Raw genomic sequence first — 15,828 nt, 5'->3', positions numbered from 1 at the left:
GATAATTGGCGGATTCCCGATTCGAGGCATCATCGTGTACGTGGATCCCGCCACCATTCCCGCGCGCAAGCCGGTCACCGTGCCCGGCCTGCATGCCATGAAGGCCGAAGGCCGCCGCATCGCCGTGCTCACCGCCTACGACTACAGCCTTGCCGCGCAGGTGGAACTGGCCGGCATCGACGTGGCGCTGGTGGGCGATTCGCTGGGCATGGTGGTGCAGGGGCACAAGAGCACCCTGCCGGTGACGTTGGACCACATGGTCTACCACACGCAGGCGGTGGCGCGCGGGCTGTCCGCCACGCTGCTGGTGGCCGACCTGCCGTTCATGGCCGACCGCGACGTGCCACATACGCTGGAAGCCGGCGCGCGGCTGGTGGGCGAGGCGGGCGCGGCGATGGTGAAGATCGAAGGCGCGGCGCCGCACATCCTCGACGCGGTCGCCGCACTGGTGGCGCGCGCGATCCCGGTCTGCGCGCACCTGGGCCTCACGCCGCAATCGGTGCACAAGTTCGGCGGCTTCCGCATCCAGGGCCGTGAGCAGGAAACGGCGGACCGCATCTTCGCCGAGGCGCAGGCCGTGCAGGCCGCGGGGGCGGACCTGCTGGTGCTGGAGGGCGTGCCCACAGCGTTGGGCAAGCGGGTGACGCAGGCGCTGAAGATCCCGGTGATCGGCATCGGCGCCGGCCCGCACTGCGACGGCCAGGTCCTGGTGATCCACGACATGCTCGGCATCACGCCCGGCAAGCGGCCCAAGTTCAGCAAGGATTTCCTTGCCGGCCGCGATTCTGTGGCGGCCGCGCTCGCCGCCTATGCGGCCGACGTGCGCAGCGGGGCGTTCCCGGCGCCCGAGCATTGCTTCAACTGAGCCTCACTGACCGAGAACATTCCATGCAAACCGTGCAAGACGCCCCGGCGCTGCGCGCCGCCATCCGCGGCTGGCGCTCCCAGGGCCAGATCGTCGCGCTGGTGCCCACCATGGGCAACCTGCACGCCGGGCACCATTCGCTGCTGAAGCTGGCGCGCGCGCGCGCCGACCGCGTGGTGGCCACGGTGTTCGTCAATCCCACCCAGTTCGGGCCGAACGAGGACTTCGAGCGCTACCCGCGCACCCTGGTGCAGGACCAGGCCGGCCTCGCCGAACATGGCTGCGACCTGCTGTTCGCCCCGGAAGTGGCGACGATGTATCCGTTCGGTGCGGAGCAGGGCGTGAGCATCCACGTGCCCGGTATCACCGACACGCTGGAAGGCGCGCACCGTCCCGGCCATTTCGACGGCGTCGCCACCGTGGTGTGCAAGCTGTTCAACCTGGTGCAGCCGGACCTGGCGGTGTTCGGCCAGAAGGACTTCCAGCAGCTCAAGGTGATCGAGCGGATGGTCGGCGACCTGGCGCTGCCGGTGAAGGTGATCGGTGCGCCCACCCTGCGTGCCGACGACGGGCTGGCATTGAGCTCGCGCAACCAGTACCTCACCGGGGCGGAACGGGCGCAGGCGCCGTTGATCCGGCAGACCCTGCAGCAGATGCGCGAGCTGCTGGACAAGGGCCACGCCCGGCGCATCATCGAGGAGGCCGCGCATTCGAAGCTGGAGCGTGCGGGCTTCGTGCCGGACTACGCGGCGATCCGCCGTGCCGAGGACCTGTCCGAGCCGGCCGATGGCGAGCGCGAAGGGCTGGTGGCCCTGGTCGCCGCGCGGCTGGGCTCGACGCGCCTGATCGACAACTTGCCGTTCGACTGAAACGCCCCCATTTCCTGGCTGAACAGCCGATGTTGCGGCGCAATGTCGCCGGTTCGATAATGCGCACCCACGCGGGCCGTCCCCGCAGGAAACCGAAGTCATGCAACTGAACATGTTCAAGGCGAAGATCCATCGCGCCACCGTCAGCCACGCCGAGCTGCACTACGAGGGCTCGATCGCGATCGACGGCAACCTGCTCGACGCCGCGGGCATCCGCGAGTACGAGCAGATCCATGCCTGGGACATCGACAACGGCGAGCGCTTCGTCACCTACGCGCTGCGCGCCGAGGAAGGCTCCGGCATCATCTCGGTGAACGGCAGCGCCGCGCGCAGCGTGCAGGTGGGCGACCTCATCATCATCGCCGCGTTCGCGCAGATCGACGAGAAAGAGCTGGCGCAGTTCCAGCCCACCTGCGTCTACGTGGACGAGAAGAATCGCATCACCCACACCAACCGCTCGATCCCGAAGCAGATGGCGGCCGCCTGAGCCGGTGGTTGAATCCGTAGGAGCGCACCCTGTGCGCGATTGCCTCGCACTCTGATCGAAGCACAAGGCAATCGCGCACAGGGTGCGCTCCTACGTCCGGCGTGATGCGTAACGCCGATGCTCAGAACGCCGGCAGCACCGCGCCCTGGTACTTCTGCTCGATGAACGCCTTGATCGCCGGGCTGGTCAGCGCCTGCGCCAGCTTCTGCACGCGCGGGTCGTTCCGGTTGTCGGGGCGGCCCACCAGGTAGTTCACGTAGGGCGAATCCTTGCTCTCGATCAGCAGCGCATCCTTGGTGGGATTCAGGCCCGCCGCCAGCGCATAGTTGGTGTTGATCAGCGCCAGGTCCACCTCGTCCAGCGTGCGCGGCAGCATCGCCGCCTCCAGCTCCTTGAACTGCAGGTGCTTCGGGTTCGCCGTGATGTCCTTGACCGTGGACAGCGCGTTGGCCGGGTCCTTCAGCGTGATCAGGCCGTTCTTCGCAAGCAGCAGCAGGGCGCGGCTGTCGTTGCTCGGGTCGTTCGGCAGCGTCACGGTGGCGCCGTCGGGCAGTTGGTCGATGCTCTTGATCTTGCGCGAGTAGGCGCCGAACGGCTCGATGTGCACGCCCACGATGGGCACCAGGTCGGTGCCGTGCTCCTTGTTGAAGGCGTCCAGGTAGGGCCTGGTCTGGAAGTAGTTGAGGTCGATGTTCTTCTCGGCCACCTGGGTGTTTGGCTGCACGTAGTCGGCGAATACCTTGATCTCCAGCTTCACGCCTTCCTTCGCCAGGATGGGCTGCACCTGCTTAAGGATCTCCGCGTGCGGTATCGCGGTGGCGGCCACGACCAGCGTGTCGGCATCCTGCTTCGGCGCGGAGCAGCCGGCCAGCAGGGCAAAGGCTGCGGCGCCGGCGGCGCGCAGCAGCCACTTCACGACGGCTTGCGGGCGATGCCGGCGAGCAGCAGCAGCGAAAGGACGGCGGAGAGGGCGGCGAGCAGCAGCATGGATCATGGCGGTTTCCAGGGGAGTTCCAGACTAGATGGCCAAACCTTGGCGGGGAAATAACCGGATCAATGGTGCTTATAACGCGCCACGATGCGGTCGCCCAGCATCTGCAGCAACTGCACCAGCACCACCAGCAGCGCCACCGTGACCACCATGTAGTCGGACTTGTAGCTGAGGTAGCCGTAGCGGTAGGCCAGGTCGCCGAGGCCGCCGGAACCGATCGCGCCGCCCATCGCGGTGTAGCCCACCAGCGCGATCGCGGTGACGGTGATGCCGGCGGCGATGCCGGCGCGCGCCTCGGGCAGCAGCACGTGGCGCACGATCTGCCAGGTGCTGGCGCCCATCGCCTGCGCCGCCTCGATCACGCCCTTCTGCACCTCGCGCAGCGTGGTTTCCACCAGCCTTGCGAAGAACGGCGCGGCGCCGATCACCAGCGGCGGGATCGCGCCGCGCACGCCCAGCTTGGTGCCCACCAGCGCGTAGGTGACCGGCATCAGCACGATCATCAGGATGATGAAGGGCACCGAGCGCAGCACGTTCACCAGCAGCGAGACGATGCCGTAGAACTTCGGCATCGCGCGCAGCTGGCCCTGGCCGGTGAGGTAGAGCAGCACGCCCAGCGGCAGGCCGATCAGCACGGTGAGCGCCAGCGAGCCGCCCAGCATCAGCAGGGTGTCGATGCAGGCGCGGCCCAGTTCGCCCCAGTCGTCGATGTTGGGGAACAGGCTTTGCAGCGGCGAGGCCATCATGCGGCCACCTCTTCGATCTCGATGCCGGCTGCGCGCAGCGCGGCCAGCGCGGCGTCGGTGTTCGCGCCTTCCAGCGCCAGGGTGAGCTGGCCGTAGGGCAGCTCCTTGATGCGGTCGATGCGGCCGGCGAGCAGGTTGAAATCCACGCCGTGCTCGCGCATCACGCGGCTCAGCACCGGTTGCAGCGTGGCGGCGCCGCGGAAGGTCAGGCGCATCACGCGGCCGGCGACTCCCGGTGCCTGCGCGGTGGCAGCCTCCTCGGGCAGCGCCTCCTCCACGAAACGCCGTGTGGTGGCATGCCGGGGATGCAGGAACACGTCGGCCACCGTGCCGCTTTCCACGATGCGGCCGGCGTCGAGCACCGCCACGCGGTCGCAGATGCGGCGCACCACGTCCATCTCGTGGGTGATCAGCACGATGGTGAGCTTCAGCTCGCGGTTGATCGCGGCCAGCAGGTCGAGCACGGAAGCCGTGGTCTGCGGGTCGAGCGCGCTGGTGGCTTCGTCGCACAGCAGGATCTCGGGCCGGTTCGCCAGCGCGCGCGCGATGCCCACGCGCTGCTTCTGGCCGCCGGAGAGCTGCGAGGGGTATTTGTTCGCATGCTCGGACAGACCCACGCGTTCCAGCAGTTCGGCCACGCGGACGCGGATGTTCACCTGATCGCGCTCGCCGGCCAGGCGCAGCGGAAACGCCACGTTGTCGGCCACGGTCTGCGAGGCGAGCAGGTTGAAGTGCTGGAAGATCATGCCGATGCGCCGGCGCTGCGCGTGCAGCGCGGCCTCGTCCAGCGCGGTCATCTCGGTATCGCCAATCAGGATGCGCCCGCCGCTGGGACGTTCCAGCAGGTTGATCAGGCGGATCAGCGTGGACTTGCCCGCGCCGGAATGGCCGATGATGCCGAACACCTCGCCATCCACGATGTCGAGGTTGAACGGCTGCAGCGCGGGAATCTCCCGGCCATCCACGCGGTAGGACTTGTGTACGTCGAGGAAGCGGATCACGGCGGCACGATTTCGATACGGGCGAGTATTCTAGCCGTTGCCCGGCCTTCCATACGGCCATATGCGGAATCCAAGCCATGAGCGACATCTACGACTTCAGCGCACGCGACATCGACGGCAACGAACGCCCGCTGTCGGAATGGCGGGGCAAGACCCTGCTGGTCGTCAACGTGGCCTCGAAATGCGGCTTCACCCCGCAGTACGCCGGGCTGGAAAAGCTGTGGCGGGAAGGGCGCGAGCGCGGCCTGGCGGTGCTGGGCTTCCCCTGCGACCAGTTCGGCCACCAGGAGCCGGGCGACGAGGCGGAGATCCGCAACTTCTGCAGCACCAGCTACGACGTGAGCTTCCCGATGTTCGCCAAGGTCGAGGTGAACGGCGCGGACGCGCATCCGCTGTACAAGTGGCTCAAGAGCGAAGGCAAGGGCATCCTCGGCAGCGAGGCGATCAAGTGGAACTTCACCAAGTTCCTGGTCGATGCCCAGGGGCAGGTGGTGAAGCGCTACGCGCCCACCGACACGCCGGAGAAGATCGGGAAGGAGTTGGGGCGGGTGCTGGGCGCCTGACCCGTTTCAGCCGCGCTGGGCCGCCAGCAACTGCACGATGGCATCGATGTCGCGGTTGGCGCTCGGTTCGCCACCGCTGCGGTCGTAGTTGTTGAGCATGACGACGAAGGCCAGCCGCTGGCCGTCCGCCGCGGTGGCGTAGCCGGCGATGCAGTGCACGTAGCCCATGCTGCCGGTCTTGGCGTACACCTTGGTGGTGGCGGGGCCGTCGCGCATGCGCCATTCCAGCGTGCCGTCCACGCCGGCCACTGGCAGCATGTCGCGCAAAGTGTTCGCCCACGGTTGCGTGGCGATGTATTGCAGCAGTTGCGCCATCGCCGCTGGCGTCACGAGGTCGCCACGCGACAGTCCGCTGCCTTCCTCCACCAGCACCGACGACGGCGCGATGCCGATGCGTTCCAGCAGGTCGTGCAGTGCGCGCAGGCCCCACGCTTCGCTGCTGAGGAAACCGGTGGGCGCGCCGGGCTGGCTTGCCGCCGCGGCTTGCGCGCTGACGCCGTCGAGTTGCAGCAGGTTTTGCAGGTAGAGGTTCTGCGAGCGCTTGAGTCCCTGGGCGAGGATGTCGCGCACCGGCGGCGACAGTACCTCGGCCAGCACCTGCGCGTTGGCGCGCAGCGCGTCGTCGCGCTCCGGCCACGCGAGCACGCGCAGTTTGCCGGTCAGTCGTACTCCGTGGCGCGCCAGCGCCGCGCGCAACTCTTCGCCGGCTTGCCGTGCCGGGTCGGGAATGGCCAGCTGGTAGGTGTGCGCAGGCGTGCCGATGGCGATGCCACCGAAGGCGTGCAGCAGCGTATCGCCGGGTGCGCGGTAGAGGTTGATGTCGTCGGGTGTGCGCGCCGGAGTGGTGGCCAGCGTGTTCGCAAGCGGCGGTGTCGCCACGTCGGGTTTGAAGCTCAACTCCGCTGCTTGGCCTGCACCGGCGGCGGGTGTCACCGTGATGGCCACGGTGTTCTCGTGCACGCTCAGCGCGGAAGCGGGTGCGGCGAACCAGCCCAGCAGGTCGCTGGCCTCCCAGCCCTTGCCCAGCGGCGGGCCGGAAAAATACGTGGCGTCGGCAATCAGGTCGCCATGCACTTCGTGGATGCCATGCGCGGCCAGTTGCGCGGCGAGATCGTCCGTCCAGTCGGGATTCGCGCCGGGCGTGCCCAGCGTGGGGTCGCCCATGCCGTACAGCAGCAGTGGGCCATCCAGCTTGCCGTGGCGGATGGCTGCGGCCGAGAGCAGGCGCGTAGGGATGCGGGATTGCGGATCAAGCGTTTCCATCGTCAGCGCCGCAGTGAACAGCTTGGCGGTGGAGGCGGGCTGGAACAGCTTGTCGGACTGGTGCGCGTACAGCGTGCGGCCACTGTCCAGCGATACCACGGCGATGCCCCAGTCGGCGGCGGCGTAGCGCGGCTGGCGGATGATCGCGTCGATCTGCGCGGCCAGCGGGCGCGTGCTTTGCACTGCTGCAGCTGTTGCGGGAGATGCCGTTGCCGGCAGTCCGGCACACAGCGAAATCAACAGGCACGGCAGCGAGGCGATCCACGGGGCGGCTTTCATGCGCGGAGTATCGCAAAGTCGCCATCTGCTAGGCTTGCACGCCCATGCCGGCGCAAAACCGGCTCTTTCACCGATACCGGAACACCGTCATGCAGATCGCCAAGAACGCCGCCGTCACCTTCCACTACACGCTCACCGACGAGGACGGCCAGGTCGTCGACAGCTCCGCCGGTCGCGAGCCGCTGGGCTACCTGCACGGCCACGGCCACATCGTGCCGGGCCTGGAGAAGCAGATGGAAGGCCGCCAGGCGGGCGACAAGTTCGACGCCCACGTCGCGCCGGAAGAAGGCTACGGCGTGCGCCACGAGGAACTGGTGCAGGAAGTGCCGCGCGAGGCCTTTCAGGGCGTGGCCGACATCCAGCCCGGCATGCAGTTCCAGGGCCACGGCCCGCAGGGCGTCATCAACGTCACCGTGACCAAGGTCGAGGACGACAAGGTGCACATCGACGGCAACCATCCGCTGGCCGGCAAGCCGCTGCACTTCGCGATCGAGGTGACCGGCGTGCGCGAGGCCAGCGAGGAAGAGCTGTCGCACGGCCACGTGCACGGCGCGGGTGGCCATCACCACTGATCGCGTCGCATCGGCGCGTTGCCAATGCGCGATACCCAGGGGGCCCGGCATGAACTGCCGGGCCCTTGTCGTCAGAGCATCTTGCGATAGACGACAAACCCCGATTTCTCCGCGACCTGGTCGTAGAGCCGCATCGCGGTGGCGTTGCTCTCGTGGGTCTGCCAGTACACGCGTGGCGCGCGCGCCGATTGCGCGAGTTCGTAGACGCGCTCGATCAGGGCGCGGCCCACGCCAAGGCCGCGCGCGTCCGGCGTGGTGAACAGGTCCTGCAGGTAGCAGCTCGGTGCGATCTGGATCGTGCTGCGATGGAACAGGTAGTGCGCCAGGCCGAGCAGCGCGCCGTCGCGTTCGGCCACCAGCGCGTGCACCGGCTCGGCGGGGTCGTGGAAGCGCGCCCAGGTGCTGCGGGTGATCTCTTCCGGCAGGGCGGTGGGGCCGCTGCGACCGTAGAACGCGTTGTAGCCGTCCCACAGCGGTTTCCACGCGGCGTAGTCGGCGGTCGTCACGGGACGGATCGAAATCGTGTCGTTCACATGCTGCTCGCGGTTGCGTTCCTGGGAAAGCGTGTCGCGCATCGTGCTCCTTGCTTCAATACCAGTCGAGCAGCGACACGCCCACGCCGAAATACGTGGCGTTGTGGTTGTAGTCGATCAGGCTTTCGCCGTAGCCCTTGAACAGTTCCATGTAGCCGCGCAGGTTGCCGGCGACGGGGAAGCTCCAGGTGAAGCGCGCAGCGCCATGGTTGCTGTCGCCCAGGCTCAGCGAGTCGCGCAGCATCAGGCCGAATTCCTGGCCGTTCCATTCGTGGATGATCTGCATGTCGCCACGGCCCATGTAGCGGCTGATGTCCGGGTTGTCGTCGTCGCTGCGCGCCTCGGGGATGCGCCACCATGGGCGGAAGATGACGACCCAGCCGGGGCGCTCGAAGCCGAAGTCGGCGATCACGCGGTTCCAGCTGCGCGACAGCGGGTTGCTGCGGCCATTGGACTGGTGGTCGACGCCAATGCCGGCCATGTGGCCGTCCCAGCCCAGCAATGAGTAGTTGGTGTCGAACACCAGCAGGGCTTCGGGCTCGTAGTCGGTCTCGCGGAACGGGCGCGACACCGCGGCGTTGTATACCTGCCAGCGCGAGCTCTGGGTGTAGCCCACCCACAGGTCGCCCACGTCGCCGAACACGCCTTGCCACACCTTGGTCTTGAGGCTGAGCTGGAACTTGCCCTCGACGTTCTGCAGCTGCTGCGGCGTCTGCACGGTGTTGTCGGGGTTCGGGCTGTGCGGCAGGTTGTTCTGGTTGCTGGTGGCGAACAGCGGCATCGCGTACACCGGCTGGTAGCCGCGCAGGTTGAAGGTGCCCAGCTTGCTTTCGGGCGACAGCTCCCAGCGACTGTCCAGCAGCGACAGGGGCGCCGGGACCCCGGTGGGCCCGCCTTGCCCGTCATACGCGAACACGCCGGCATTCGTCGCGGCGGTCGGATCTGCGCGCTTCTGTGCGGCGGGCAGGCGATCGCGTCCGGTGGCCCGGTCGTAACAGGCCAGTCGCTGTGCATCGCTCTCGATGGCGGTGCAGGCGCGGATGTCCATCGGATCGGGGTTCTGCGCGTGACAGGTGCCGGCGGTGAGGGCGCCGGCCAGCAGAAGCAGGCGAAGGTGTTTCATGGCGACTCCGTCGCGCGGATGTGCGTGAAGTCTAGGCCATGCATGGCGACGGTTCCTGGCTTCCAAGGGATTCGCCGGGAGCGGCTCCGGACACTGTGCCGATCGGTCGCCAGGGATGGCGGACACAAAAAAACGGCCGCATCGCCGATGCGGCCGTTTCCGGTTTGCATGCCTCACTGCAGATGCTTGACCCAGGCTTCGTACTGCGTCTTGCCGATGCGTTCGGCGCCATGGCTGGCGTTGAGGAAGTCGTTCGCCAGCGGCGGATAGGCATCGGCCTGTTCCTGGGTGATCCATTTGCCGCCGCCGGAAAGCTGCTCGAACGACGGCGGCGGCGCGATTTGCGGCGCGGTGGGCGGTACGCCGCGCACGGTCACGATGGGTGGCGGCGCCTGGCCGGCGGTGTCCTGGGCAAGCGAGGCTCCGGCAAAAGCCAGGGTGCCGGCGGCGAGTACGGACAACAGCGCATTGCGTGATTTCATCATCGTTACTCCATGCCAGAATGTTTGCGTGGTGTGGGTCTTGTGGGCAGCGGCGAAGGGGGAATCCGCTGCCGGCGAGGCCTGCAAAGGACGCTAACAAAGGCTGTCTAAATGTCGCCGCAATATCCGTGTCGATTCGGTGTGAAAGCAGCATGCCGTTGAACGCAGCTTCAGCGAATGCGGCCGCCTTGCAGCCGTCGCAGGCGCGTGCGTTGCAATTGCATGCACAGGGCCTGCTGCGGGCACCGCGCCGCAAGCCGCGGCGCGACGACGTGGTGGCGGCCATCGAACGCATGCGCCTGCTGCAGATCGATTCCATCCACGTGGTCGCGCGCAGCCCGTACCTGGTGCTGCATTCGCGGCTCGGCGACTACCCGATGGCATGGCTGGACGAGGCGCTGGCCGACGGCCGCATCGCCGAATGCTGGGCGCACGAGGCCTGTTTCGTCGGCGCGCGTGACCTCGCCGCGCATCGTGCGTGGCGCGAGCGCGGCAGTCATTGGGCGCATCGCCATGCCGAGCGCATGCATCGCGAGCACAAGCCGTCGATGGATGCGCTGCTCGCGCGCGTTCGCGAGCACGGGCCGGTATTGGCCGCGGATTTCCCGCGCGAGGATCGCGGTGTCTCCGGCTGGTGGGAGTGGAAGCCGGAGAAGCGCTGGCTGGAGGCGTGGTTCGCGCTGGGCGACCTGATGGTGGCGCGGCGCGAGCGCTTCCAGCGCGTCTATGACCTCGCCGGACGCGTGTTGGCAAAGCTCGATCCGCCGTTCGTCCCCAGCGGACTCGATACGGAACTGCTGCGCCGGCATTTCATCCTCGAGGGCGTGCATGCGCTGGGCATCGCGCAGGCGCGCTGGATCGCCGACTACTTCCGCCTCAAGCCCGCGGTGACGGCGCGCGAGCTGGCGCCGCTGCTGGCCGAAGGCGAATTGCTGGAGGTGGCGGTGCGCGGCTGGGACGTGCCCGGGTACGTGCATCGCGGGCATGCCGAGGCGCTGGAGCTGGCGCGTGCCGGTCGGCTGCGTGCCACGCATACCACGCTGCTGTCGCCGTTCGATCCGCTGGTGTGGGATCGCGCCCGTGCGTTGGCGATGTTTGATTTCGATTACCGGATCGAGTGCTACGTGCCTGCACCGAAGCGGCGTTATGGCTATTACGTGTTGCCCATCCTGCATCGAGGCGCGCTGGTTGGCCGGCTGGATGCGAAGGCGCATCGGGCCGATGGGGTGTTCGAGATCAAGGCGCTGTTCCTGGAGCCGGGCGTGCAGCCTTCGCCGCGCCTGGCTGGCGAATTGGCTGCGGCGATCGAGCGCACGGCGGAGTGGCATGGGACGCCGGCGGTTCGTCTGGGACGTTGCCGGCCGGCGGCGCTGGCGTCGATGCTGCGTGCCGGATGGAAGAAGTAGGTTCGAATGCCCGCGAGGGTTTTCTCCCGTGCCGTCGCCTGCGGAAGCACAAGGGCCTCGAGGGCCCCGCGCCAACCGGGGCTGGCCGTCGCGCCGGCTCAGCGCGTCGCCGCACCGGCAGGCGCCGGGGCATCGCAGGAGCGCCCCTGCAGACGCTGGCCGATCTGGCTGGCCAGCAAACGGCAGCGTGCGTCCAGGTAAGGGCGGGTCCGCGGATCCTGCGAAGCCTGCAGCAGGCTGTCGCGCATGGCCTGGTAGTGCGCCTGCAACTGGTCCACCGGATAGATCGCCGCGGCGCGATGGCAACCCAGGTAGCTGGCGAGGTAGGCATCGCAGGAGGCGACGCCGGTGACCGCGGCCGGGGCGGGTGGCGTGGCGGGGCGCGTCGGCCTGGTTGTGGCGCAGGCGGCCAGCAGCAGGCCGGCGCACAACGGTAGCAGCGGGCGGATGTTCAAGCGGCGATCCTCGGCGTGGAAGGGTTGATTCTCGCATCGGGCGGCATCGGGCGGTTATCGGCTATCATGGCGGTACTGCGTTTGCCGGGGTCGCCTAGCACCGGTGACCCGATGCAGCCGATCCACGATCTGCCTCATCAGTTCACCCCGGGGTTGTTTTCCTTTGCACACCAGTAAGCCGGCTGCCGCCTTTTGCGGCGGTCGAGTCTCTTTTACCCATGTGGAGTGATTCAAATGTCTGATCGTCAGATCGGTACCGTCAAGTGGTTCAACGACGCCAAGGGCTTCGGCTTCATCGCCCGTGACAACGGCCCGGACGTGTTCGTGCATTTCCGCGCGATCACCGGCAACGGCTTCAAGAGCCTGCAGGAAGGCCAGAAGGTCAGCTTCAAGGTGGTGCAGGGCCAGAAGGGCCTGCAGGCCGATGAAGTCAGCGCCGCCTGATTGCCGCTTGCGTCAAACGAAACCGGGCAGCGATGCCCGGTTTTTTTGTGCCCGCCGTTAGCGGCGGGTGCCCCGGGTGGCTGTGCCGACGCGATCCCGGGAGTCGCTTCCGGCGGTTTTTCATGTCCGTGGCAGTCTTTTTGGAATGCCGCTTGACACTTCCCTCGCATTCCTGAATTTCCGTTATGCTTGGTTCACTGCGTCTGCTTGGCCACGTGCGTGCCCGGTGTGGAACCGTTTCGATTCCATGTCGTTACACCCGACCCCGGCATGCCCAGTAAGCCGTCGGCCCCAGGGGAGGTCGATTCGTCTCAAGCGTCTGGATTTGGATCGGAGTGAGTCATGTCGGATCGTGAAACGGGTACCGTCAAGTGGTTCAACGACGCCAAGGGGTTCGGCTTCATCAGCCGCGAGAATGGCCCTGACGTGTTCGTGCATTTCCGTGCCATCACCGGCACGGGCTTCAAGAGCCTGCAGGAAGGCCAGAAGGTGACGTTCAAGGTGGTGCAGGGCCAGAAGGGCCTGCAGGCCGAAGAAGTCGCTCCGGCTTGATCGCTGCCTTGCAAGCGGAAAGGGCCGGCGCAAGCCGGCCTTTTTCTTGGGTGTATCCGTGCGTTCGTCCATGAGCGCGGAGATCAAACGGGCGGCCATCCATGGTGGGCTCTTGCCTTTGCGATCGTCCTTGATCGCGAAAATCACACGGGCGGCCACCCATGGCGGGCTCTTGCCTTTGCGATCGTCCTTGATCGCGAAAATCATACGGGCGGCCATCCATGGCGGGCTCTTGCTTTTGCGATCGTCCTTGATCGCGAAGATCAAACGGGCGGCCATCCATGGCCGCACTTTTCAATGGGCCTCATGAGCGTTGCGGATCCCGCTGTTCTGCAGCTGGCGATGGCCGATGATGCGCGTGCGGAGTTGCTGTGCGTGGCGCCGGAGGGCGAGCCGCGCGATGTCGTGTACTGGCTGCCGGCGATGGGCGTGCCGGCGAAGCATTACCTGCCGCTGGCCGCCGCGCTGGCGGCGCGCGGGGTGGCGGTGGCCTTGCACGAATGGCGCGGCATCGGTTCCAGCAGCCTGCGCGCCAGCCATCGCTGCAACTGGGGTTACCGCGAGTTGCTGCAACTCGACCTGCCCACGGGCATGGCCGCGTCGCGCACGCATTGGCCGCAGGCGCGCGCGTGGATCGGCGGGCACAGCCTGGGCGGGCAACTGGCCTGCCTGTACGCGGCGCTGCATCCGCGCGACATGGCGGGCATCGCGCTGGTGGCCAGCGGCGCACCGTACTGGCGGCGCTTCCGCCATGGCGCGCTGGTCGGCATGGCCTATGCGCTGGCGCCCGCGCTGGCTGCGCTGCGCGGGCACCTGCCAGGCCGCCGCATCGGCTTCGGCGGCAACGAGGCGCGCGGCGTGATTGCCGACTGGGCGCGCAGCGGGCGCAGCGGCCGTTACGCGGCGAAGGGCATGGCCGTGGATCTCGAGCAGGCACTGGCCGCGCTGGAGCTGCCCGTGCTGGCACAACGCCTGCGCGACGACTGGCTGGGTCCGGCCGCCTCGCTGGACTGGCTGCTGGGCAAGATGCCGCAGGCCTCGCGCCGGCACGAACAGGTCGCGCCGGACGATCTCGGCGGCGGCCCGGCCGATCATTTCGGCTGGATGAAGACGCCCGATGCCATCGCCGCGCACATCGCCGCCTGGATCACCGCGCACGGCGCAACGGCCACGATCCCGCACCGTTCCGGCTCTTGATGCGGGCGCATCGCGCCGGCACTGTAGGGACTTCCTCCCCCGCGCCGACCGCCCGATGAAACTGTTCGAATCCCTCCCGCAGCGCAGCCTGAGCCTGCGCAACCGCATCGTGGTATCGCCGATGTGCCAGTACTCGGCCACCGACGGCGTGCCCGACCACTGGCACCTGGTGCACCTGGGCAGCCGCGCGGTGGGTGGCGCGGGTGCGGTGATCGCCGAGGCCAGCGCGGTGTCGGCGCAGGGTCGCATCTCGCTGGGCGACACCGGCATCTGGAACGATGCCCAGGTGGCGGCGTGGCAACCGATCGCCGCCTTCATCGCCGCGCAGGGGGCGGTGCCCGGCGTGCAGCTCGCGCATGCCGGCCGCAAGGCCAGTGCGCAGCGGCCATGGGAGGGCGGCGGCGCGCTGGCGGCAGGGCAGGGCGCATGGTCCACGGTGGCGCCATCGGCACTGCCGTTCGACGCGGGCTGGCACGTGCCGGTGGCGCTGGACGCGGCAGGCATCCGCCAGGTGGTCGCCGATTTCCGCGCCGGCGCGCAGCGTGCGCTGGCCGCCGGCTTCAGGCTGATCGAACTGCACGCCGCGCATGGCTACCTGCTGCACCAGTTCCTGTCGCCGCTGAGCAACCGGCGCGACGACGCCTATGGCGGCAGCTTCGAGAACCGCGCGCGACTGGCGCGCGAAGTGGTCGCCGCCGTGCGCGAGGTGTGGCCGGAGGAGTTGCCGCTGTGGCTGCGCATCTCCGCCACCGACTGGGCCGAGGGCGGCTGGGACGTGGAGCAGAGCGTGCAGCTGGCGCGCGGGATGCAGGCGCTGGGCGTGGACCTCGTCGATGTTTCCAGCGGCGGCCTGCTGCCGCACGTGAAGATCCCGCTGGGGCCGGGCTACCAGGTGCCGTTCGCCGCGCGCGTGCGCCGCGAGGCTGGCATCGCCACCGGTGCGGTGGGTCTCATCACCGGGGCGAAGCAGTCGGCCGACATCGTGGACAACGGCGAGGCCGACGTGGTGCTGATCGCCCGCGAGAGCCTGCGCGATCCGTATTTCCCGCGCCGCGCCGCGCAGGAGCTGGGTGCGCAGCTGGTCGCGCCGATGCAATATCAGCGGGCTTGGTGAGCGAGGCTGGACTAATGAATGCGCAACCGACATTGATCGACGGCCGCCTGCACGATCTCGGCGACGGCTTCACCGTGCGGCGCCTGCTGCCGGTGCTGGCCGCGCGCCACGTGGGGCCGTTCGTGTTCTACGACCACATGGGGCCGGTGGATTTCGCGCCCGGCCGCGGCATGGACGTGCGGCCGCATCCGCACATCGGCCTGGCCACCGTGACCTGGCTGTTCGACGGCACGATCCGCCACCGCGACAGCCTGGGCAGCCTCGCCGACATCCGCCCCGGCGCGGTGAACTGGATGACCGCCGGCCGCGGCATCGTGCATTCCGAGCGCACGCCGCCGGACGTGCGCGCCACCGGCCAGCGCATGCACGGTATCCAGGTGTGGGTGGCGCTGCCGCGCGGGCAGGCGGAGGTCGCGCCGGAGTTCCACCATCACGAGGCGGATGCGTTGCCGTGCATCCGGCAGCCCGGCGTCGAGCTGGTGCTGATCGCCGGCACGGGCTGGGGCGCGGCGTCGCCGGTGAAAGTGTTTGCGCCGATGTTCTTCGCCGAGGCGCGGCTCGATGCCGGCGCCGGACTTGTCCTGCCGGCCGAGCATGCCGAGCACGGCGTGCACGTGGTCGAGGGCGAGGTGTCGTGGGGCGGGCTGGACGTGGCCGAAGGGCGGATGGCGGTGCAGTCCGGCGCGGCGCCGGCCATCAAGGCAAGCCGCGCCAGCCGCGTGATGCTGTTCGGCGGCGCGCCATTGGACGGCGAGCGCCACCTGTGGTGGAACTTCGTGGCCGCCGAGACCGATCGCATCGAACAGGCCAAGGCCGATTGGCGCGAGGGGCGCTTCCCCGTCGTGCCCGGCGACGAGCAGGAATTCATCCCGCTGCCGGGTTGAGG

19 protein-coding genes are annotated in these 15,828 nt (G+C 68.3%); 11 read left to right on the top strand and 8 right to left on the bottom strand.

The genetic code is table 11. The features are described from left to right. The first annotated feature begins 34 nt into the window (after nt 1–34). From panB to panD, 3 genes are all read left to right on the top strand, one after another. Nucleotides 35–865 (top strand): 3-methyl-2-oxobutanoate hydroxymethyltransferase, encoded by an 831-nt coding sequence (panB, locus tag IHE47_RS04575; RefSeq protein ID WP_192104686.1) that lies wholly within the window; start codon nt 35–37, stop codon nt 863–865. Nucleotides 866–888: 23 nt separating this feature from the next. Continuing rightward, entirely contained in the window at nt 889–1,734 is an 846-nt protein-coding gene (gene panC, locus IHE47_RS04570) for a pantoate--beta-alanine ligase (RefSeq protein WP_192104685.1), read from the top strand. A gap of 100 nt (nt 1,735–1,834) precedes the next feature. After that, complete coding sequence (gene panD, locus IHE47_RS04565) at nt 1,835–2,221, top strand: aspartate 1-decarboxylase (protein WP_192104684.1); 387 nt, start codon at nt 1,835–1,837, stop codon at nt 2,219–2,221. Between the two features lie 121 nt (nt 2,222–2,342). Here the strand turns inward: panD and IHE47_RS04560 are convergent, their stop codons facing one another. From IHE47_RS04560 to IHE47_RS04550, 3 genes are all read right to left on the bottom strand, one after another. After that, nucleotides 2,343–3,095, bottom strand: a complete 753-nt coding sequence (locus IHE47_RS04560; protein ID WP_225561628.1) for a MetQ/NlpA family ABC transporter substrate-binding protein — start codon at nt 3,093–3,095, stop codon at nt 2,343–2,345. 179 nt (nt 3,096–3,274) lie between these two features. Continuing rightward, nucleotides 3,275–3,958 carry a methionine ABC transporter permease gene (locus IHE47_RS04555; RefSeq protein ID WP_192104682.1) on the bottom strand — a complete coding sequence of 228 codons (684 nt, stop codon included), beginning with the start codon at nt 3,956–3,958 and terminating at the stop codon, nt 3,275–3,277. After that, nucleotides 3,955–4,959, bottom strand: coding sequence for a methionine ABC transporter ATP-binding protein (locus IHE47_RS04550; RefSeq protein WP_192104681.1), 1,005 nt, complete (start codon nt 4,957–4,959; stop codon nt 3,955–3,957). The genes IHE47_RS04555 and IHE47_RS04550 overlap by 4 nt, the downstream gene beginning before the upstream one ends. Before the next feature lie 77 nt (nt 4,960–5,036). Here IHE47_RS04550 and IHE47_RS04545 point away from each other — a divergent pair, with 77 nt between their 5' ends. Next, nucleotides 5,037–5,522: a glutathione peroxidase gene (locus tag IHE47_RS04545; RefSeq protein ID WP_192104680.1), complete on the top strand. Its 486-nt coding sequence runs from the start codon at nt 5,037–5,039 to the stop codon at nt 5,520–5,522. Nucleotides 5,523–5,528: 6 nt separating this feature from the next. Here IHE47_RS04545 and dacB read toward each other — a convergent pair whose 3' ends face one another. Further along, nucleotides 5,529–7,064 carry a D-alanyl-D-alanine carboxypeptidase/D-alanyl-D-alanine-endopeptidase gene (dacB, locus tag IHE47_RS04540; protein ID WP_192104679.1) on the bottom strand — a complete coding sequence of 512 codons (1,536 nt, stop codon included), beginning with the start codon at nt 7,062–7,064 and terminating at the stop codon, nt 5,529–5,531. A gap of 89 nt (nt 7,065–7,153) precedes the next feature. On the opposite strand from dacB, the gene IHE47_RS04535 reads away from it, so the two are divergent. After that, nucleotides 7,154–7,636 (top strand): peptidylprolyl isomerase, encoded by a 483-nt coding sequence (locus IHE47_RS04535; protein ID WP_192104678.1) that lies wholly within the window; start codon nt 7,154–7,156, stop codon nt 7,634–7,636. Nucleotides 7,637–7,707: 71 nt separating this feature from the next. On the opposite strand, the gene IHE47_RS04530 is transcribed toward IHE47_RS04535, so the two are convergent. The 3 genes from IHE47_RS04530 to IHE47_RS04520 form a co-directional block, all read right to left on the bottom strand. Further along, nucleotides 7,708–8,211 carry a GNAT family N-acetyltransferase gene (locus IHE47_RS04530; protein WP_225561619.1) on the bottom strand — a complete coding sequence of 168 codons (504 nt, stop codon included), beginning with the start codon at nt 8,209–8,211 and terminating at the stop codon, nt 7,708–7,710. Between the two features lie 13 nt (nt 8,212–8,224). Then, entirely contained in the window at nt 8,225–9,292 is a 1,068-nt protein-coding gene (locus tag IHE47_RS04525; protein ID WP_192104677.1) for a phospholipase A, read from the bottom strand. 173 nt (nt 9,293–9,465) lie between these two features. Continuing rightward, nucleotides 9,466–9,774, bottom strand: a complete 309-nt coding sequence (locus IHE47_RS04520) for a hypothetical protein (RefSeq protein WP_225561618.1) — start codon at nt 9,772–9,774, stop codon at nt 9,466–9,468. 152 nt (nt 9,775–9,926) lie between these two features. On the opposite strand from IHE47_RS04520, the gene IHE47_RS04515 reads away from it, so the two are divergent. Next, nucleotides 9,927–11,180 carry a crosslink repair DNA glycosylase YcaQ family protein gene (locus IHE47_RS04515; protein ID WP_192104675.1) on the top strand — a complete coding sequence of 418 codons (1,254 nt, stop codon included), beginning with the start codon at nt 9,927–9,929 and terminating at the stop codon, nt 11,178–11,180. 98 nt (nt 11,181–11,278) lie between these two features. On the opposite strand, the gene IHE47_RS04510 is transcribed toward IHE47_RS04515, so the two are convergent. Next, nucleotides 11,279–11,635 carry a hypothetical protein gene (locus IHE47_RS04510; RefSeq protein ID WP_225561617.1) on the bottom strand — a complete coding sequence of 119 codons (357 nt, stop codon included), beginning with the start codon at nt 11,633–11,635 and terminating at the stop codon, nt 11,279–11,281. A 234-nt stretch (nt 11,636–11,869) separates the two neighbouring features. On the opposite strand from IHE47_RS04510, the gene IHE47_RS04505 reads away from it, so the two are divergent. From IHE47_RS04505 to IHE47_RS04485, 5 genes are all read left to right on the top strand, one after another. Next, nucleotides 11,870–12,079, top strand: a complete 210-nt coding sequence (locus IHE47_RS04505) for a cold-shock protein (protein WP_192104674.1) — start codon at nt 11,870–11,872, stop codon at nt 12,077–12,079. 342 nt (nt 12,080–12,421) lie between these two features. Beyond that, on the top strand, nt 12,422–12,631 hold the full coding sequence (locus IHE47_RS04500; RefSeq protein ID WP_077482570.1) for a cold-shock protein: 210 nt from the start codon (nt 12,422–12,424) through the stop codon (nt 12,629–12,631). A gap of 306 nt (nt 12,632–12,937) precedes the next feature. Then, nucleotides 12,938–13,828, top strand: coding sequence for an alpha/beta fold hydrolase (locus IHE47_RS04495; RefSeq protein WP_192104673.1), 891 nt, complete (start codon nt 12,938–12,940; stop codon nt 13,826–13,828). A gap of 55 nt (nt 13,829–13,883) precedes the next feature. Further along, nucleotides 13,884–14,942: an NADH:flavin oxidoreductase/NADH oxidase gene (locus IHE47_RS04490; protein ID WP_192104672.1), complete on the top strand. Its 1,059-nt coding sequence runs from the start codon at nt 13,884–13,886 to the stop codon at nt 14,940–14,942. 14 nt (nt 14,943–14,956) lie between these two features. Next, nucleotides 14,957–15,826 carry a pirin family protein gene (locus tag IHE47_RS04485; RefSeq protein ID WP_192104671.1) on the top strand — a complete coding sequence of 290 codons (870 nt, stop codon included), beginning with the start codon at nt 14,957–14,959 and terminating at the stop codon, nt 15,824–15,826. The last annotated feature ends 2 nt before the right edge of the window (nt 15,827–15,828 follow it).

Origin of the sequence: Rhodanobacter sp. DHB23 (assembly GCF_014842975.1) — a bacterium.
GTDB lineage: Bacteria > Pseudomonadota > Gammaproteobacteria > Xanthomonadales > Rhodanobacteraceae > Rhodanobacter_A.
The sequence above is the reverse complement of the archived record's forward strand: the minus strand, read 5'-3'. Positions and strand labels throughout refer to the sequence as shown.